This window comes from Rhizobium sp. USDA 3886 (assembly GCF_056279785.1).
This window is the reverse complement of record NZ_JBWCDC010000001.1, coordinates 624,899-644,540: the sequence shown is the minus strand read 5'-3', so window position 1 is coordinate 644,540 and position 19,642 is coordinate 624,899. Positions and strand designations below refer to the sequence as shown.

General features: G+C 61.9%; 12 protein-coding genes and 3 pseudogenes. 4 read left to right on the top strand and 11 right to left on the bottom strand.

Annotation, left to right across the window (positions count from 1 at the left end; all coding sequences use genetic code 11):
• Positions 1–11: 11 nt before the first annotated feature.
• The 4 genes and pseudogenes from ACZ9BX_RS03260 to ACZ9BX_RS03245 all read right to left on the bottom strand — a co-directional run.
• Positions 12–201, bottom strand: a pseudogene (locus tag ACZ9BX_RS03260) (IS630 family transposase); the annotation flags it as partial.
• Positions 202–463: 262 nt separating this feature from the next.
• Complete coding sequence (locus tag ACZ9BX_RS03255; RefSeq protein WP_476215703.1) at positions 464–1,492, bottom strand: IS110 family RNA-guided transposase; 1,029 nt, start codon at positions 1,490–1,492, stop codon at positions 464–466.
• 83 nt (positions 1,493–1,575) lie between these two features.
• Positions 1,576–2,054 (bottom strand): annotated as a pseudogene (locus ACZ9BX_RS03250) (IS630 family transposase); the annotation flags it as partial.
• A gap of 143 nt (positions 2,055–2,197) precedes the next feature.
• Positions 2,198–3,121: a LysR family transcriptional regulator gene (locus ACZ9BX_RS03245; protein WP_476215701.1), complete on the bottom strand. Its 924-nt coding sequence runs from the start codon at positions 3,119–3,121 to the stop codon at positions 2,198–2,200.
• 131 nt (positions 3,122–3,252) lie between these two features.
• On the opposite strand from ACZ9BX_RS03245, the gene ACZ9BX_RS03240 reads away from it, so the two are divergent.
• Positions 3,253–4,722: an MFS transporter gene (locus ACZ9BX_RS03240; RefSeq protein ID WP_476215699.1), complete on the top strand. Its 1,470-nt coding sequence runs from the start codon at positions 3,253–3,255 to the stop codon at positions 4,720–4,722.
• Between the two features lie 41 nt (positions 4,723–4,763).
• On the opposite strand, the gene ACZ9BX_RS03235 is transcribed toward ACZ9BX_RS03240, so the two are convergent.
• Positions 4,764–6,602, bottom strand: a complete 1,839-nt coding sequence (locus ACZ9BX_RS03235) for an ABC transporter ATP-binding protein (RefSeq protein ID WP_476215697.1) — start codon at positions 6,600–6,602, stop codon at positions 4,764–4,766.
• Positions 6,603–6,956: 354 nt separating this feature from the next.
• Here ACZ9BX_RS03235 and ACZ9BX_RS03230 point away from each other — a divergent pair, with 354 nt between their 5' ends.
• On the top strand, positions 6,957–7,142 hold the full coding sequence (locus ACZ9BX_RS03230) for a DUF1902 domain-containing protein (protein WP_476215695.1): 186 nt from the start codon (positions 6,957–6,959) through the stop codon (positions 7,140–7,142).
• Here the strand turns inward: ACZ9BX_RS03230 and ACZ9BX_RS03225 are convergent.
• The 4 genes from ACZ9BX_RS03225 to ACZ9BX_RS03210 form a co-directional block, all read right to left on the bottom strand.
• Complete coding sequence (locus tag ACZ9BX_RS03225) at positions 7,139–7,921, bottom strand: APH(3')-II family aminoglycoside O-phosphotransferase (protein WP_476215693.1); 783 nt, start codon at positions 7,919–7,921, stop codon at positions 7,139–7,141. The two genes, ACZ9BX_RS03230 and ACZ9BX_RS03225, sit on opposite strands and share 4 nt — an antisense overlap.
• A gap of 116 nt (positions 7,922–8,037) precedes the next feature.
• A protein-coding gene (gene prfB, locus ACZ9BX_RS03220) for a peptide chain release factor 2 (RefSeq protein ID WP_476215691.1) occupies positions 8,038–9,169 on the bottom strand; the annotation gives its coding sequence in 2 pieces (ribosomal slippage) (positions 8,038–9,099 and positions 9,101–9,169; 1,131 coding nt in all).
• A 98-nt stretch (positions 9,170–9,267) separates the two neighbouring features.
• Positions 9,268–11,727 (bottom strand): penicillin-binding protein 1A, encoded by a 2,460-nt coding sequence (locus ACZ9BX_RS03215; RefSeq protein WP_476215689.1) that lies wholly within the window; start codon positions 11,725–11,727, stop codon positions 9,268–9,270.
• Between the two features lie 239 nt (positions 11,728–11,966).
• Complete coding sequence (locus ACZ9BX_RS03210) at positions 11,967–13,223, bottom strand: N-acetylmuramoyl-L-alanine amidase (RefSeq protein ID WP_476215687.1); 1,257 nt, start codon at positions 13,221–13,223, stop codon at positions 11,967–11,969.
• Positions 13,224–13,854: 631 nt separating this feature from the next.
• Here ACZ9BX_RS03210 and ACZ9BX_RS03205 point away from each other — a divergent pair.
• The gene (locus ACZ9BX_RS03205; RefSeq protein ID WP_476215685.1) at positions 13,855–16,689 is read left to right on the top strand and encodes an Rne/Rng family ribonuclease; all 2,835 of its coding nucleotides are present in this window, start codon (positions 13,855–13,857) and stop codon (positions 16,687–16,689) included.
• Positions 16,690–16,769: 80 nt separating this feature from the next.
• On the opposite strand, the pseudogene ACZ9BX_RS03200 reads toward ACZ9BX_RS03205, so the two are convergent.
• Positions 16,770–17,125 (bottom strand): annotated as a pseudogene (locus ACZ9BX_RS03200) (endonuclease domain-containing protein).
• 255 nt (positions 17,126–17,380) lie between these two features.
• Positions 17,381–18,538, bottom strand: a complete 1,158-nt coding sequence (locus ACZ9BX_RS03195) for a pyridoxal phosphate-dependent aminotransferase (protein WP_476215684.1) — start codon at positions 18,536–18,538, stop codon at positions 17,381–17,383.
• A gap of 210 nt (positions 18,539–18,748) precedes the next feature.
• Between ACZ9BX_RS03195 and ACZ9BX_RS03190 the strand changes: the two genes are divergently transcribed.
• Positions 18,749–19,507, top strand: a complete 759-nt coding sequence (locus ACZ9BX_RS03190; RefSeq protein ID WP_476215682.1) for a DsbA family protein — start codon at positions 18,749–18,751, stop codon at positions 19,505–19,507.
• The last annotated feature ends 135 nt before the right edge of the window (positions 19,508–19,642 follow it).

Genomic DNA, 19,642 nt, shown 5'->3' with positions numbered 1-19,642 from the left:
GTTACCTGAATCTAAAGTTCGCCGCACAGGTCTTGCTGCGTTCGCTGGCAGAACCGTTTTACGGAAGCGAGGATTTCGTCTGCGGATTTGACCCATTTGTAGGGTTTCGGGTTTTCGTTGGGCCTCGATGAGGGCAGCGATGTCGGCCTACAATTCGGCGGCGGAGCGCTGGACGCCGCGTTGCAGTTCCTTACGGGTCATGTATGGATGCCCCCGTTCATGCAAGGCTTTCATAGAACGATATGAACGTGTGATCGGGTGCGGTCATGTATCAGGCCTTTCGTTGCGGCTTGAGTACAACCGCTGGCCGGTATGGAGCTGCGCGGATCTGGTGCAAATCAATTCTGCGAGCTCGTGGCTCACTGACCCCTATGCATTTCCAGGCCCACTCTCACCGATCTTTGTCCTTACCGTTCGCTGACCTCCTCACACGCCGACGATCCGCCTGGCGATGGCTCGCTTGTTACGCCGCAGCCAGAGCGGAATCCCTGTAATTTTCGTTCTTCGTCACCATCGCCCAGATCGATCGAGCCATTTTGTTGGCAAGGGCAATCGCAACGAGAATGCGGGGCTTGCGCGCCAACATACGCGCCAGCCATGAGCTCTCGGGAGGAGCTTTGCGGCATGCCCATCGGATGACCGTCATTGCGCCGATGATCAAAAGCCGCCGTATGTCACGCTGACCCATCTTCGACGTTCGGCCGAGTACCTGCTTTCCGCCGCTCGAATGCTGTTTGGGTACGAGCCCCAACCATGCCGCAAAGTCTCGACCTTTGCGGAATGTCGTCATGGTAGGGGCGAAAGCTTCGATCGCCATGGCCGTGATCGGTCCCATTCCAGGCATGGACATCAATCGGGCTGTGTTCTCAGAGCGCATCGCTTCCGACTTGAGCGCCTTTTCCAAGCTGGTAATCCGGGAAGAGAGCGCCTCGATCTGTTCAAGGTAAAGCCGTGCGGTTTCCACGACAATGAGTTCGAGGCCGGCGTCGTCATCCTCGATTATCTGCGTCAACAAAGCCAGGTTCGCAATTCCCTGCGGCGCAATGACCCCATGCTCAGCGAGGTGCGCGCGGAGGGCGTTGATGAGCTGTGTTCGCTGACGGACGAACAGGTCCCGCGTCCGGAAGATCATCGAGCAGGCTTGCTGGCTCTCAGTCTTCGGAACCACGAACCGCATCGACGGGCGGAGAGCCGCTTCAACGATCGCCTCCGCATCGGCCGCATCATTCTTCTGCCGTTTGACGAACGGCTTTACATAGGCCGGAGGTAGCAAGCGAACTTCGTGGCCGAGCTTGCCGATCTCACGAGCCCAATAATGGGCGGTCGCACAGGCTTCCATTGCAACTGTGCATTTCCGCAGCTTTGCGAAAAACGCGAGAACCTGACCGCGGGACAATTTCCTGCGCAGAATAATCCCACCATCGCTTCCGGCGGCGTGCACCTGAAACACTCGCTTTGCCAGGTCCAGGCCGACAATGCTAATTTCCTTCATGGATGCTCTCTCCTCTAAGTGACATTCTCGCGAACATCACTCTGGCACATTGCGATGCCGTCGGGAGGGGGCATCCACTCCATCAGTTCTGCAAACCAACGTTCGACGTGATTGATCCAACTGGCCGACGTGGGTGTGAAATGGACGTGCCAGTGAGGGCGGCGTGCGAGCCAGGACTTGATCTTTGGCGTCTTATGGGTGGCATGTTGTCCATCACCTGATACACGTCCGGCCCTCCGGAACAGCTGCGTCGATGCGCTTGAGAAAGTCGAAGAACTCGGTCGCACGATAGCGTTTGTAGCATTTGCCGATGACTGCGCCCGTCGCGATGTCCAGCGCAGCAAACCGAGATGTCGTGCCGGTTCGGACATAGGTATTCGTACGCCGATCCGCCACGCCGGGGGCCATGGGCAGGAGGGGCTGCTCCCGGTCCAGGACCTGGATTTGCGATTTACAGGCCCACGATATCCTGCACCTTGTCCACAAAGAGCGGATCTGTGGAGAGCTTGAAAGCCTCGGACCGGTGCGATTGCAAGCCGAACGCTGTCCAGATCCGGCGGATGGCGCCGCCTTACGCCGCCGAACCTGCGCTTCGAGAAAGCTACGCTCCTCAGCGCTCAACACAACTGTATCCGCCCACCCGACCTGCCATCGCAAAACCTCCACAACCGCTCGTATCAATGATACGAATTACGGTCCAGAAGACTAGTTCTTGGAGCTCATTGCTTGAGCCGGCGGCCTGCCCGCACAAACCTCTCGGACGCATTCGCGCAGCCAGCGATGTGCCGGGTCGGCGTCCATCCGCGGGTGCCACAACAGCGAGATCGTTGTATCCGGCGGCGAAACCGGCATGGGGAAAGAGAACATCCCGTCGCGCAGGTTCCCCGTATAGCGTTCGGGGACGCTGGCGATCAGATCCGAGGCACGCGCCAGAGCCAGAGCTTCCGAAAAGCCGCCAACGACCGTCACGATCTTCCGTTTCAAGCCGAACGGCTCAAGCGCGTCATCGATCGGTCCCCTGTCGAGCCCGCGCCGCGAGATGAGGATATGCCGGCCGGCAGCGTAGCGGGCGGCCGTGATCGCAGCCTCGCACAACGGATGCCCTATCCGGACGACGCCGACGAAACGGTCGCGGAACAGCGCTTGTGCCCGCACCTCCGGCCCCATGGCCTTTCCGACGACGCCGGTTTCCAGGTCGACACTGCCGTCGCGCAGCGGCGCGCTGTCCCTGTCCGGCTTCGGGACGAAGCGCAGCTGCACGCCGGGCGCCTGTTCGCCGGCGAGCGCAATGAGCTCCGGCCCGAAATTCTCGACGAAGCCGTCCTGGTTTCTGAGCGTGAATGTTCGCACAAGCCGTGACAGGTCGAGCGTTTCGGCAGGCCGCAGAACGGCTCCGGCGTCCCGCACGAGCTGGCCGACGCGCTCGCGAAGCTCGAGCGCCCGCGGCGTCGGAACAAGGCCGCGCCCGGCCGGCACCAGCAGCGGGTCGCCGGTCGCCTCCCGCAACCGCGCCAATGCGCGGCTCATCGCCGACGGGCTCAGCCATAGCCTTCTGGCGGCGCGGGCGACACTGCCTTCCGTCAGAAGCACATCAAGGGCGACAAGCAGATTGAGATCGGGATGCGACATGGAGCGACCATAGCACGGCCGGCGCAATATGACATGGCGCCAAACGCACGAATGCAATGCATATGATGCGCCTTCCGCCCTGTCTACCCGCGAGCTATCTCTGCCCAAACGCAATCTTGGAGTAGCTCTTCATGACATCGGTCCGCTCTGCCCCGGCCGCCTTCCCTGACGCCACTGACAAAGGCATACCCTCCGCAGCCTCGGTTCGATGGGCGCTTGCCGGTCTTTGCCTGTCGATGCTGCTGTCTTCGCTCGGCACCAGCATCGCTAATGTCGCATTGCCGGCATTGGCTCAGATGTTCGCCGCACCATTCCAGCAAGTCCAATGGGTCGTCATTGCCTATCTCCTGGCGATCACGATCCTGATCGTCGGCGTCGGGCGGCTTGGCGACATCGCCGGACGCCGGCGGGTGCTCCTGGCGGGGCTGATGGTGTTTACCGCCGCCTCGGCGCTCTGCGGCCTTGCGCCCTCGCTCTGGTGGCTGATTGCCGCGCGGGCCGCGCAGGGCCTCGGCGCCGCCGTCTTGATGGCGCTTACCATGGCCTTCGTCGGCGAGACGGTTCCCCGGGAGAGAACCGGCAGCGCCATCGGGCTGCTCGGCACGATGTCGGCAATCGGCACCGCGCTCGGTCCGTCGCTTGGCGGCGTTTTGATCGCCTGGCTTGGCTGGCGCGCAGTCTTTCTCGTCAACATCCCGCTCGGTCTGCTGGCCTTCTTTCTTGCCCACCGTTTCCTGCCCGTCGACCGCGAAACACCAAGAACGGGCCGCCTCGGCTTCGACGCTCTCGGCACGCTGCTGCTTGCAGGCACGCTCGCCGCCTATGCGCTCGCCATGACGATGGCGCGCGGCCAATTCGGCACTTTGAATGCGGCGCTCCTGATCGCCGCCCTCGCCGGCGCCGTGCTCTTTGTTTTCACCGAGGCGAAGGTGGCATCGCCTTTGATCCGGTTGGCGGCATTCTGCAATGCGGCGTTCAGCGCCGGCCTGGCTGCGAACGCGCTCGTTTCGACGGTGATGATGACGACGCTGGTGGTGAGCCCGTTTTACCTTTCCCGTGCGCTGGGGCTCGACGCGGCTCTTGTCGGACTCGTCATGTCGATTGGCCCGATCCTCTCCGCGCTGAGCGGCGCTCCGGCTGGCCGTCTTGTCGACCGTCTGGGTGCGCCGTTCGTGGTCATCGCCGGACTGATCGGAATGGCTCTCGGTGCAGTTGCCCTATCCGTGCTTCCGGCGAAGTTCGGCGTTTCCGGCTATATTGCCGCCATCGTCGTCCTGACTCCGGGCTATCAGCTGTTTCAGACCGCTAACAACACCGCCGCCATGATGGATGTGCCCGCCGATCGGCGCGGCGTCGTCTCCGGTCTGCTCAGCCTGTCGCGCAATCTCGGGCTCATCACCGGCGCTTCCGTCATGGGCGCCGTGTTCGCCTTTGCCGCGATGACGGCCGACATCACAACAGCGCGTCCCGAAGCCGTCGCCACCGGCATGCAGGTCACCTTCGCGGTCGCGGCAGCTCTGACCGCCGTCGCGATCATCATCGCCGCCGGAGGCCGCGCCCTTGCAATGCGTCCTTCGCCCCGCGGAGACGGGCCGATCTAACACAGCCTGAACTCCGCTTGCTTCTGTTTCCGGCCAGGCCGCTAGATGCTTGCCTGTACGCTGTGGAGGTTGGCATAGACGCCTTCCTGCGCCATGAGGTCGCTATGGGTCCCCTGCTCGATGATGCCATCGCCTGTGAGCACCAGGATGCGGTCGGCATGGCGGACGGTGGAGAGGCGGTGGGCGATCACCAGGGTGGTGCGGCCGCTCGCCAGGCTGAGCAGCGCCTTTTGAACCGCCCGTTCGCTCTCGTTGTCGAGCGCGCTGGTCGCCTCGTCGAAGATCAGGATCGCCGGATCCTTGAGGAAGGCGCGGGCGATCGTGAGGCGCTGCCGCTGGCCGCCCGAGAGCTTGACGCCGCGCTGGCCGATATCGGTGTCGTAGCCCCCCGGCAGAGCCATGATGAAGTCGTGCGCGTTGGCGGCACGGGCGGCTGCCTCCACCTCGGCATCTGTGGCGCCCGGCCGGCCGTAACGGAGATTTTCCGCCACGGTGCCGGCGAAGAGATAGACATCCTGCTGCACCACCCCGACATGGCGCCGGAGCGACGCCAGCGTCACGTCGCGAATGTCGGTGCCGTCGATGCGGATCGCCCCGGCCTGCACATCGTAGAAGCGCGGGATGAGTGCGCACAACGTGCTCTTGCCGACCCCTGAAGGGCCAACCAGGGCCACGAACTCGCCCGGTGCGATGGTGAGCGACAGCCGCTCGAGCACCTTTGGGCCATCAGCCTCATAGCCGAAGGCGACATCGGAGAAACTGATCTCGCCCCTCGGGACCGGCATGGGACGCGCGGACGGACGGTCGGTGACGTCCGGTGCGATCTCCAGGACCTCCATGGCCCGGACGAAGCCAGTATAGCCCTCCTGCCAGAGGCGCACGAAATTCGCGAGCCGCTGCACGGGATCGACCAGCACCGCCACGCAGAGCAGGAAGGTAAGCATTTCTGCGACGCTCAGCTCCGCCGTCAGGATGCGCAGCCCGCCGATGACAATGACGAGTATGGTGATGAGCTGCGCGAAGGTTTCTGTGCCCACCGAAAACCAGGCCTCGCTGCGGTAGCCGTCGGCGCGGCCCTCCAGGAAGCGCCGGTTCAGCTTGGCGAAGCGTTGCTGCTCCAGCGCCTCGTTGGCGAAGGACTGGACAACGCGAATACCCGCCAGGGCGTCCTCCACGCGCTCGTTGACGGCGGCGATCTGCCGCTTGCTGGCTTCGAGTGCGCGGTTCATGCGCCGGTTGAAATGCAGCGCATAAGCCACCGCCACCGGCGTGAGCAGCAGGATGAGGCTGGCCAGAGGAGGATCGATGAAAAACAGCACCACCATCGCACCACCATACTTGAGCACGGCGATGGAGATGTCTTCCGGGCCGTGGTGGAAGAGCTCGCCCAGCCACAGAGAATCGTTGGTGATGCGGCTCATCAGCTGGCCGGTGCGTTGACGGTCGTAGAAGCTAAACGAGAGCTTTTGGCAGTGTTCGAAGAGCTCCTGCCGGACGGCCGCCTCGATCCGGGCGCCCATCACGTGCCCCTGATAGTCGACGAAGAAGATGGCGGCGATCTGGACCGCCAGGATGGCAAGCATGAAGCCGCCGAAGGCAAGAATCTGCCCGTAGGCCTCCGGCGCGTTGGGCAGAGCCAGAAGGTGGCTTGTCACGAAGTTGGCGCAAAGCGGCAACGCCACCGCCGTGCCGGCGACGAGAATCGCGCAAAGCAGGTCCGCCAGCAGCAAAGGCAGGTGCGGACGATAGTAGGAGAGGAACTTGCGTATGCGCGAACGGCGCCGGGTGCCGTCGGCGGTGCCTGGATAATCACGGAAGAATTTCAGGAAGCGGTTATGGCGCGGCGGGCTTTTCCTCGCGCGGGGGAACAGAGTGTGCATGAAGCGGAATGTCCTTGTGGGCGATGTTTCCTTTCTGGTTGGACAGGTTCGCTTTCATGTCAGCCTCCCCGGGGTCGGACGAATTGAAGGCCCAAGCATCGCGGACAACCGCGACCGATTCAAGACCACCGAGGAAAGAGATCGCCGAGTGTTGTCGACATGCAACAGCAGGATGCGCTGCGGTGGCCAGCGTGTGATTTGTCGGCTGCCACTTCAATTGGTCACAACTTGACTTTCAATTGGTCACCACGGAGCGACGAACCGATGAAATTCCATTCAGCAACTAAATGATATTCGGTTGCGCCTATTGTCCGAGGTAGAGGCGCGAGGAGAACATGAAGCAGTTGTCAAGCCTTGTCCGCGGAGTGGGATGAGGACGAGCGTGTCTGGGTCGCAACGAACAACGACGTGGAAGGACTGGCAGTGGAAGCCGAAGCGTTGGAATTGCTCGAGGAAAGAGCTCTCGCTGCAATTTCCGATCTGACCGAACTGAACGGAATTGCGTCCGATCTGCCTGAAATCCCGGTCCGCGACACCTAGAAGAACTCGTCCAGCACCAGGTAATAGGCGACCTTCGCGTCATCGATGCCGGAAAGCCCATAGCAATCGAGGAAATGTCGAACCCCGGCCTCCCCGAGGTTGTACCGTATGCTTCGCATTGCCAGCGCGATATCCTGATATCGATCCGCAACGCCCAGGCGGCCGCAATCGATATACCCGCTGAACCGCCCTTCATGCGTCATGAAGTTCGGCAAGCAGGCATCGCCATGCGCAACGACGGCATCGGTGACGTCAGGCTGGCTGGCTTCCAGGTAGGCAAAAAGGCTCGCAGCCGTTTCGCTTTGCCGCTCTTCGTCAAAATCATCCTCGTCTACGGCGCCGGCATCCATCCGCGCCCTGGCAAGCCTCAAACGAGCCGTCAGCCCGTGGTCGAAAGGGCAGGTTTCCGGATCAAGTTCGTGCAACCGGCGCAAGGCGGCCGCCAGGATCTCAATGCACCGCGCATCTGCCGTCGATTTGGACGAAGCCAGGTCGCTTCCCGGAAGCGCGTTCAGCAGCAGCCAGTTTCTGTCCTCATGGCTTTCCATAGCAACGACGCTAGGGCACGGCATTCCTTGTTTGGCAAGCCACAGCAGACGCTCCGCCTCCAACGGCAATTCCGCAAAAGGACCAGCGATTTCGCCTTTCAGAAAAAATCGCTTCTGGCCACCTTCGGCAAGCACGAACACGTCTGCGGATGAACATCCGAGATCGTCCTGTTTCCACTCGTACTGAGACAGCAGCGCCCGTAGATTGGGAGGTAAGGCAATGTTTTCCATCGGAAAATCATCTCGATAATCGTTTGCCGGGCCGGCTGCAAAAATATTCTGGGCGCGGCAAGCCGCCTGCAACCACCTGCTGCAAGCGGCTATAAGCCAAATCGCCGGTCACACCGTCAATCGACGTCCTCCAGGACAGCGTCCGGTTTGCCGCTGATGCGGTGCGCAAGCGCTGCTTCCATGAACGCGTTGAGATCGCCGTCGAGCACGTCGCCCGGTGCAGTGCTTGTGACGCCGGTGCGCAGGTCCTTTACCAACTGGTAGGGCTGCAGCACGTAGGAGCGGATCTGGTGGCCCCAGCCGATCTCGGTCTTGGAGGCCGCTTCGGCGCTTGCCGCCTCTTCGCGCTTCTTCAGTTCCGCTTCATACATGCGGGCGCGCAGCATGTCCCAGGCCTTGGCGCGGTTCTTGTGCTGCGAGCGTTCCTGCTGGCACTGCACGACGATGCCCGTCGGGATATGCGTGATGCGCACGGCCGAGTCGGTCGTGTTGACGTGCTGACCGCCGGCCCCCGACGAGCGGTAGGTGTCAATGCGGCAGTCGCTTTCATTGATGTCGATCTGGATGGAGTCGTCGACGACCGGATAGATCCAGAGCGACGAGAAGGACGTGTGTCGGCGCGCATTGCTGTCATAGGGCGAGATGCGTACGAGCCGGTGCACGCCCGATTCCGTCTTCAGCCAGCCATAGGCGTTGTGGCCCTTGATGAGCAGCGTGGCGGACTTGATGCCCGCCTCTTCGCCGTCATGGACTTCGAGAAGCTCGACCTTGAAGCGTTGGCGTTCGGCCCAGCGGGTGTACATGCGAAGCAGCATGTTCGCCCAGTCCTGGCTCTCCGTGCCGCCGGCGCCCGAATGCACTTCGAGATAGGCGTCGTTGGCGTCGGCCTCGCCGGACAGCATGGCCTCCACCTGCCGGCGCGCCGCCTCGGCCTTCAGGCTCTTCAGCGCGTCCTCGGCCTCGTTGACGATGCTTTCATCGCCCTCTTCCTCGCCCATCTCGATGAGTTCGACATTGTCGTTCAGCTGTTGTTCGAGCTGCTTCACACCGTTGATGCCGTCATCAAGCTGCTGGCGCTCGCGCATCAGCTTCTGTGCTTCCTGGGCATCGTTCCAGAGGCTCGGGTCCTCTGCCTTGTTGTTCAGCCAGTCCAGCCGTCTTACCGCCTGGTCCCAGTCAAAGATGCCTCCTCAGCAGGGTGATAGCCTGCTTGGTTTCATCGACTACGTTTTCGATTTCCGCTCGCATTTTCCTGCTTCTTTGCGTTGTCTTGAGTTGGTCCGTCAAATAGTTGCGGCAGCCGCGGATGTAAAGAGCCGCGGCCGCCGCATCTATTATGGGATTGTTCAGTAGAGGCCGCCCGCACCGGACTGCACGGCCTGGTTCGCCTGCGGCGAGGTCTTCAGGATCTCCTCCGGCGCCATGGTGCCGTCCATGCCGATGACGGACAGGCTGTCGGCCGGGCCGGTGCCGGGCTTGAAAGCCTCGATGATAGTGTTCGGATCGCCCTCCATCGCCGTCATGCCCGTCTTGCGGTCGATCGGGATCAGGTTCATGCCCTGCGGAATGACGAATTTCGATTCTGGCATGTCCTTGACGGCTGCCTGCATGAACTCGTTGAAGATCGGCGCGGAGAGGCCGCCGCCCGTACTGCCCCGGCCAAGCGGCGCCGGATTGTCGAAGCCCATATAGAGGCCGGCCACGAGGTCCGGCGTGAAGCCGACGAACCAGGCGTCCTTCTCATCGTTTGTGGTGCCGGTCTTGCCGGCCACGTCGCGTGCGCCGAGATCGATCTTGCCTGCCGCCGTGCCGCGGGTGATGACGCCCTGCATCATCGAGGTGATCTGATAGGCCGTCATCGGGTCGAGAACCTGCTCGCGGTTGTCGACAATGGTCGGTTCTTCCTGGTTCTGCCAGTCGCCGGCATTGCAGCTGTCGCAGAGGCGTTCCTCATGCCTGAAGATCGTCTTGCCGTAGCGGTCCTGGATGCGGTCGATCAGCGTCGGCTTGATCTGCTTGCCGCCGTTGGCGATGACCGAATAGGCCGAGACCATACGCAGGACCGTGGTTTCGCCTGAGCCGAGCGACATGGCGATCAGCGGCGGCATCTTGTCGTAGATGCCGAAGCGCTCGGCATATTCGGCAACGATATTCATCCCGAGGTCGTTGGCAAGGCGCACGGTCATCAGATTGCGTGAGTGCTCGATGCCGGAGCGCAGCGTCGACGGACCGTTGAATTCACCACCATAGTTTTCCGGCCTCCAGACCTGGCTGCCGGAGACGATCTCGATGGGCGCGTCCATGATCACCGAAGCCGGGGTATAGCCGTTGTCCATGGCCGCTGCGTAGACAAACGGCTTGAACGAGGAGCCGGGCTGGCGCATCGCCTGCGTCGCGCGGTTGAATTCCGACTGGCCATAGGAGAAGCCGCCCGCCATTGCGAGAACCCGGCCGGTCTTCGGATCCATGGCGACGAAGCCGCCCTGAACCTTCGGCGGCTGGCGCAGACGGTAGGCGGTCGAGCCTTCGCCGCCCAGGCGCTCGACATAGACGACGTCGCCCGGCGAAAGCACACCTTCCGGCGACTTGGCCGTCTTGCGCTCGCCAGTCGAGGAGCGGTAGGCCCACTGCATGTTTTTTGCCTCGATCACGCCGTGCTCGCGCTCGGCGGCAGCCTTTCCGGCGCCGTCCCTGGCGGGCTGGAGGCCGATATCGACGCTTTCAGTGGAGACGGCAAGCACGACGGCGAGGCGCCATTCCGGCACGTCGGAGAGTGTCGGAATTTCCGCGAGCGCCTTGCCCCAGTCGGCCGTGGTGTCGACCGTCTTCAGTGGTCCATGGAAGCCGCGGCGTTCGTCGTAGCTCGTCAGCCCGTCCTGCAGCGCCTTGCGGGCGACAAGCTGCATCTGCGGATCGAGCGAGGTGCGAACCGAAAGACCACCTTCGTAAAGCGTCTTTTCGCCATATTGGCCGATGAGCTGGCGGCGGACGGCCTCGGCGAAGTAGTCCGAGGCAAAAAGCGAGGGACCGTTGCTGCGGACGGTTACGCCGAGCGGCTGCTTCTTGGCTTCCGAGCCGTCGCTCTGGCTCACATAGCCGTTTTCGACCATGCGGTCGACGACCCAGTTCCGGCGCTCGACCGCGGCATCCGGATGACGGAAGGGATGATAGTTGGCCGGGCCTTTCGGCAGCGAGGCGAGATAGGCGGCTTCGGCGACGGTGAGTTCGGTGACCGACTTGTTGAAGTAGGTGAGTGCCGCACCGGCGATGCCGTAGGAATTCAGGCCGAAGAAGATCTCGTTCAGATAGAGTTCGAGGATCTTGTCCTTGCTGTAGGCCTGCTCGATGCGGAAGGAAAGGATCGCTTCCTTGATCTTGCGGTCGATCGTCTGGTCGGACGTGAGCAGGAAGTTCTTCGCCACCTGCTGCGTGATCGTCGAGGCGCCGACCGGACGGCGGCCGGAACCGAAATTCTGCAGGTTAACGACGATGGCGCGCGCAAGGCCGCTCAGGTCGACGCCGGGATGGTTATAGAAATTCTTGTCTTCGGCCGAAAGGAACGCCGCCTTGACACGATCCGGGATCGCCTGGATCGGCAGGAAAAGGCGCTTCTCTTTGGCATATTCGGCCATCAGCGCGCCGTTTCCGGCGTGAACGCGGGTGGTGACCGGCGGCGCATAGCTGTTCAGGACAGCGTAATCGGGGAGATCCTTCGCGACGCTTACCAGGTAGACGGCAACGACGGCTGCAGCGCCAAGAAACAGGACGCAAGCAATTCCGAAGAAATATCCAAAAAGTCTGATCATATTGAGCTACCGGTATTCCAAATCTTCAATCGGCGCAGGCGCTATATTTGCATGGAAGCGGGCGATTTGCACGTCGCGCGGCTTACTCCATGAGTGGCATCGCGACAAGCTGAATTCCAACCCGCCTATCGAAACATAGCGGCGAGTAACGGCCTGAATGTGAGCAAAATAGGGCTCGCCTGCCCCATTCACATGCGCCGCTTTGCTTTCGCAGCAGGTGTCACATCTCGGCCACGGCCTCAGCCGCCATTGGCAACCACGGAAGAGCGGTAGCGCTTGACGGCGTCGGTCAGAAGCTCTGCCATCTTGCCGCGCCATTTCTCATCGAGCAGCAGTTTTTCGTCTTCGGCATTGGAAAGGAAACCGAGCTCGAGCAGGATCGAGGGCACGTCCGGCGCCCGCAGAACCTGGAAGCCCGCATGCCGGTGTGGATTGTTAATCGTGCTGATCTGGTCCTTGAACGAGCCGAGCACGCTTTCGGCCAGCGAGATCGAGAAGGCCTGGGTCTCGCGGCGCGTCAGATCGAGCAGGATATCGGCGACTGCCGGCGGCTCGGCCACCGTTTCCTTGCCGGCGATCTGATCCGACAGGTTTTCGCGCTCGGCGAGATCGGCGGCGAGCTTGTCCGAGGCCCTGTCGGAGATCGTATAAACCGTCGCGCCACGGATGTCCTTCTGCTTCAGCGTGTCGGCGTGCAGCGAGATGAACAGGCCCGCGTGGTTCTGCCGGGCGATCTGCACGCGTTCGGCAAGCGACAGGAATTCATCCTCGCTGCGGGTGAGGAACGCCTTGATGCCGTGCTCGCGGTTCAGCCGGTCGGTGAGAGCCTTGGCGAAGGCGAGCGTCACCTGCTTTTCCTCGGTCTTAGTATCGACGCCGATCGCGCCGGTATCGATGCCGCCGTGGCCGGCGTCGACGGCGATGATGAAATCGCCGGGCTTTGCCGCCTCGGGCGCCGGCATGGCGTTCGCTGGCTGCGGACGGTCTGCCGGATCGCTCCAGGATTGCGCCTTGACGAGGGCTGCGAACTCCTCCTTGCCGGTCATCGTGGCATCGAGCACAAGGCGATAGCCCTTGTCGTCCTCGTCCGCCTGTACCTTGGCCGTCGCCAGCTTCACCGGCTTGACGGCCGTCAGCACGATGCGGGCGCTGCCTTCATCCATCGTGCCGTAGCGAATGTCCTTAAAAAGCCCCCTCGCCGCCAGATCCTTAGCCTGGAAGCCGAAGGCGGTCGCCGGCAGATCGACGACGATGCGCTCGGGATTGGCGATATAATGAACGGAGAAACTTGGCTGCCGGTCGAAATCGATGACGACGCGCGTGCGGGCGTCGTCGCCGATGATGCGTGCGCCGTAAGCAAGCAGCGCCTCGGGCTTCTTCGGATCGGCACCAAGCGCGATGGCGGCCTGGAGCGAAACCGCCGCCGCGAGCACGCCTACGAATCTCATCTTCCGCTTGCCGGATTCCCCCGCTGCGGGCCGCACCCTCTTAAACAATCGACCGCCACATCCTATCTGTTATTGCATGGATCCCTGCGGCTTGATGCACGCATCGCCCGGCTTTCAGCGTTTGTCGCGCCGCCACCGAATCAGGACCGCTGATTCCCCGATTGTCTATGCGTTTCGAAATCCATCAATATTATGGCGCATTTGGCTTTTCCCTTGCTATTGTGACAGAGAAACCATACAACGATTTTCAGGTTAGAAGTGTTGACGGGATAGAGTCGCCGCGCGGCTGCCAACCCCACGAGGACCTGGCGCCACAACCGGCAATCGTCCGCCGTCGTACGCGCTTCTCTCCAAGGTAAACTGGATCCTGAATTTTCCGGCGTATGCGGAAACTTCATCGGTGGATAGCCACCAAACGCTCCGAGGAGCAAACTCATCGGACCCCAAGGGGTCTTAAGTATTGTCGATCTCGCTTGGTCATAATGGTTTCGCAGCAGGTTTTATCCAAAGTCTACAGGCTCCGGGAGAATGATTTCCCCGCTGTTGCCTGGCTGCTGCTGTCCCGCCCGAACCAAGCGCGACTTTCATTATCCGGCGCACCCACGTTCGGCCGCATGCCCCCTGTTACAGATATAGGCGGGAATGTGAGTCTTCGGCTGCGCCGAGGAGCACACCTTACATGGCAGACAAAATGCTTATCGACGCGTCTCACGAGGAAGAGACACGTGTCGTTGTCGTTCGCGGGAACCGCATAGAAGAATTTGACTTCGAGTCGCAGCACAAGAAGCAGATACGCGGCAACATCTATCTCGCCAAAGTAACGAGGGTCGAACCTTCGCTGCAGGCCGCTTTCGTCGATTACGGCGGCAACCGGCACGGCTTCCTGGCCTTTGCCGAAATCCACCCCGACTATTATCAGATCCCGCTGGCCGACCGTCAGGCGCTGCTGCGCGCCGAGGCCGAGGAGCACCGCCGCGACGAGGATGTCGAGCACGTCGAAACCGCACCGGTAAGCGACCTGGCGACCCAGGAACAACCGGACATCGGCATCATGCCCAAGGAACCGCCGGCCGCTGCCGAAGCTTCCGGGGACGCCGCTCCGGCCGAAGAGGCTGCTCCGGCCGCCGAAGAGGCTCCGGCCAAGAAGGCCAAGCCGCGCCGCAGCCGCAAGAAGGTCGTCGAAACCACCGCAACGGAAGATGCCGTGCCCTCCGACGTGGAAGCGCCTTCCGCTGCCGTCGCCGATAACGATGACGAAGGCCCCGTCGGCGGCAGCATGGCCGCTGCCGTCGAGACCGACTCGATCTCCGAAGACGTCGATTCCCGCCGCCGCAGCAATGACGACGATGACGACGACGACCATGAAGAGGAAGTGATCGAATCCGTCGGCGCCGAAGACGCGATGGAAGAGGTTCCGGACCGCGTGCAGCGCAAGCCGCGCAAGCAGTACCGCATCCAGGAAGTCATCAAGCGCCGCCAGATCCTGCTCGTGCAGGTCGCCAAGGAAGAGCGCGGCAACAAGGGGGCAGCACTCACCACCTATCTCTCGCTCGCCGGCCGCTACTCGGTTCTGATGCCGAACACTGCGCGCGGCGGTGGCATTTCCCGCAAGATCACCAATCCGCAGGACCGCAAGCGTCTCAAGGAAATCGCCCGCATGCTCGAAGTGCCACAAGGCATGGGCGTCATCCTGCGCACGGCCGGTGCCAACCGCACCAAGGTCGAGGTCAAGCGCGATTTCGAATATCTGATGCGCCTGTGGGAAAACGTCCGCACGCTGACGCTGGCGTCGACCGCCCCCTGCCTCGTCTACGAGGAAGGCTCGCTGATCAAGCGCTCGATCCGCGACCTCTACAACAAGGACATCAGCGAGATCATCGTTTCCGGCGAGGAAGGCTATCGTGAAGCGAAAGACTTCATGAAGATGCTGATGCCGAGCCACGCCAAGGTGGTTCAGCCCTACCGCGACATCCATCCGATCTTCTCGCGCTCCGGCATCGAGGCGCAGCTCGACCGCATGCTGCAGCCGCAGGTAACGCTGAAGTCCGGCGGCTACCTGATCATGAACCAGACGGAAGCGCTGGTGTCGATCGACGTCAACTCCGGCCGCTCGACCCGCGAGCACTCGATCGAGGACACAGCGCTTCAGACGAATCTCGAGGCGGCCGATGAAGTCGCCCGCCAGCTTCGCCTGCGCGATCTGGCCGGTCTGATCGTCATCGACTTCATCGACATGGAAGAGAAGCGCAACAACCGCGCCGTCGAGAAGAAACTGAAGGAATGCCTGAAGAACGACCGCGCACGCATCCAGGTCGGCCGCATCTCGCATTTTGGCCTGCTCGAAATGTCGCGCCAGCGCATCCGCGCGTCGGTGCTTGAATCCACGACCCAGGTCTGCTCGCATTGCGGCGGCACCGGTCACGTCCGTTCGCAGTCCTCCGTCGCGCTGCATGTTCTGCGCGGCATCGAGGAATACCTGCTGAAGAACACGACGCACGACATCACCGTGCGCACCACCCCGGAGATCGCGCTCTACCTGCTCAACCACAAGCGCCAGTCGATCATCGATTATGAGAGCCGCTTCGGCGTCGCGATCGTCGTCGATGCCGACAGTGCGGTCGGTTCGCAGCATTTCGCGATCGATCGCGGCGAGCCGGTCGAAAACCCGGTCAAGATCGAAACCCTCTTCAACTTCGCTGCCATTCCCGAGGATGACGACGACGATGTCGTCATCGAGATGGAGGAGGACGAAGACGAGGAGCTTGAAGAAAAGCCCGCAGTCGCCGAGCGCGCGCCCCAGCAGCGCGCCGAGGCTGATAGCGAAGGCGGCCGCAAGCGTAAGCGCCGCCGCCGCCGCCGTGGCCGCAGTGGTGCCGGTGAACCGCTCACCGCCCAGGACGCCGTTTCCGGCGAGACTGGCGACGAGGATGAAGGCGACGACGAGGGCAGCGAGGGCGATGAGGCAGCCGCAGCAGCCTCCGAAACCCAGGCTGAAAGCGAAGAATCCCAGCGCCGCAAGCGCCGCCGCCGCGGCAAGCGTGGCGGCCGCCGCAACCGCGAGGAAGGCGGCGAATTGACCGCCGGCGACGAAACCAACGCCGATGCAGAGGGTGGCACCGAGGCAGAAACGCAAGCTGAAATCGTTGAAGCCGTTGCTGAAGAAGCCGGCGAAGGCCAGCCCGCAATGGCAGCCATCGAAACCGGCGCTGTCGCCGCTGAAGACGTAAAGCCCGCCAAGCCCCGCAGCCGCCGCAAGGCCGCCGTGTCGCCTGTCGAAGAGCCGGTCGCCGAAGCAGCGCCCGTCGCGGAAGCGGAGGCCGAAACGGTCGAAGCCTCCGCCGACCTCGCAACGCCGGCGCAGGACGAAGCAAAGCCGGCTCGCGCCAACCGCGAATCGAACATCTCTTCTTCGGCGATCCCGACGGTCAAATCCACACGCAGCGAGCCGGCCGAAGCCGACAATGACGGCAAGCCGAAAAAAGCCGGCTGGTGGCAACGCCGCGGCTTCTTCTGAGAAGGGCGCCTAGCGATCAAATAATCAATCCGGCTGCGGCGACGCGGCCGGATTTTTTTGTTTTGGGCGAGAGGCAAATGTTATTCGCCAGCATTCCGCAACTGATCGAGTATAGCCAAGCAGACGCAATCCAGATTTCTCTCGAACTCGTCATTCCAGAATCGCAGAACGCGATAACTCTGCGCTCTGAGATGCGCATCCCGTGCCTTGTCTGAAGTATTGTCGGCACGTTGTGATCCGTCGAGGTCAACGATGAGTTTCGCGTTGAGCCAGACGAAGTCGAGGATGTACCGTCCTAGAGGCACTTGCCGCGGAACTTGTGACCTTCCAGCTTCCGGTCGCGAATAACCTGCCAGAGCATATTCCCCGCCCGGGTCGAATCCGCCCGAATGACTTTCGCACGCACTCCGTTGATTGCTGGCGGCTGATAACGCATCGCTTACCCTCGACACTTCAACTGACGGCAGGCCACGATCTCCTCTCCTGCAATGGGGAGAGGAACCTTGCGGCGCGCTTGGCACCCTTCCTCTCCACCTGTTGGAGAGGATACGAAATCTTGCCCTTGGCCAAAATAAGACATCAAACCACGGGTGAACTCGCCGGCGGAACGGGAACCATGCGCTCTGATATTCCAATTCAAGAGCGTTCGAAAATGCTTTCAAAAACCACGCTAAACGGTGGAAACCGGAGCCTATTTCAGCCAGTCGGAAATCCGCTCCACCGCCTCGGCGATCTCGGCCTCGGAGCCCGCATAGGACATGCGCATCGTCCGATTGCCCTCCAGTGGATCGAAGTCGAATCCCGGCGTGGCGGCGACATCGATCTCCGACAGCATGCGCTTGGCGAAGGCCATGCTGTCGTTGGTGAAGCGGGTGACGTCGACATAGGCATAGAAGGCGCCGTCCATCGGCGAAGCGATCGACAGGCCGATCTCGGGAAGACGCCGCATCAAGAAATCGCGGTTCCTGGCATAGCTTGCCTTGTAGACGTCGAGCTCTACGGTAGCGCCAAGCGCCGCCGTTGCGGCGATCTGGGAAAGCTCCGGCGGCGAGATGTAGAGGCTTTGCGCCACGCGTTCGATCGGCCGGACCAGACGGTCCGGCAGCACCATCCAGCCGATGCGCCAGCCGGTCATGCAATAATATTTCGAGAAGGAGTTAATGACGATCGCCTCGCCGGTCAGCTCCAGGGCGCTCGTCTCCTCGCCGGAAAATGTCAGTCCATGGTAGATTTCGTCGGAAATGAAGGCCATCGAGTTGGCGGCACAGTAATCCGCAAGCGCCTTCAGTGCCTTTCTGCCCGTCACCGTGCCAGTTGGGTTTGCCGGGCTTGCGAGCAGCACGCCTTTCAGCCTGACGCCGCTTTCCTGCTGCGCCGCCTCCAGGCTTTCTGGCGTCAGCGTGAAATGCGTCTCCGCCGTTGCCGGCACTTCCAGGATTTTCAAGCCGAGCGCGCCGAGGATGTTGCGATAGGCCGGATAGCCGGGCCTGGCGATCGCCACGGCATCGCCGGCGTCGAAGAGCGAGAGAAAGGCAAGGTTGAAGCCCGCGGACGAGCCGGTGGTGACGGCAATCCGCAGCGGGTCGATGTCGAGCCCGCGCCGATTGCGGTAGTATCCGGCGAGCGCCTGCTTCAGCCGTGCGGTCCCGAGCGCATCCGTATAGCCGATTCTGCCCTCGGCGAGTGCTGCGCGTGCCGCCTCGAGCGCTACCTGCGGCGCCGGATGGGAAGGCTGGCCGACGGCCATCGAAATGACCGGATGGCCCCTTGCGCGCCGTCTGGTCGCCTCTGCAAGGACATCCATGGCGTGGAAGGGTTCGACTTCGCTGCGTCTCGATACGGAAAACAAGGCTGCATCTCTCCGGAAGTTCACTTGGCGCCAGACAATTGCCGTAATAATCGGGTCATCACAATCCCGCGATTGCGCCGCGCCTGCGAAAAATCCTGTTTGAGGACCGGACCACGCGCCGTAATTTGGTGCTTTGCAGTTCTACCTGTTAACACGGCGATGATAAGATGCGGCAAATATTGCGCCCCATCTGTACTACACGAGGATAAAATGACCTTCTTCCCGAAAGCCTTCACCGCCCTTGCGCTCGCAGCGAGCGTTGCCCTGCCGCTTCCGGCAGCAGCCCTCGATGACGCGCAGAAGAAGGAGTTCGGCGCATTTATCAAGGAATACCTGATCCAGAACCCCGAGATCATGATCGACGTGCAGAATGCCCTGCAGAAGAAGCAGGAAGAGGCGCGTCTCGTAAAAGCCAACAGGGCTATCGAAGACAACGAGAAGGAAATCTTCGACGCGAAATACGACGCGACGGTCGGCAATCCGAAGGGCGACGTCACGATCGTCGAGTTCTTCGACTACAATTGCGGCTATTGCCGCCATGCGCTTGCCGACATGCAGACCCTGCTCGAAAAGGACAAGAACGTCCGCTTCGTGCTGAAGGAATTCCCGATCCTCGGGCCTGAATCGGCGGCCGCCCACAAGGTGGCGGACGCCTTCCGCAAGCTCGCGCCGGAGAAGTACTGGGATTTCCACGTCGCCCTGCTTGGCAGCGGCGGACGCGCCGACGAGGATACGGCGCTTACCGTCGCCGAATCGCTGGGTATCGGCAAGGAGCAGATCCGCGCGGAGATGAAGAAAAGCCCGAGCGACGAGAGTGTTCAGAAGACCTATCAACTGGCGCAGAACCTCGGCATCACCGGCACGCCGTCCTATGTGATCGGCAACGAGCTGGTACAGGGGGCGGTCGGTGCCGCCGACCTCGACACCAAGATCAAGAACATGCGCGCCTGCGGCAAGACGAGCTGCTGAGGGCCCGCCCATCAATTCGCCAAAATCCAAGTGTTTCAGCCATGTGGACAAAGATGGCACGATTCGGGCTGCCCTCCCCAAAGGGCTTTCAATCAAAGCATGGGGAGTCTATAGGTGGCCCTCGTGCTTTTGACG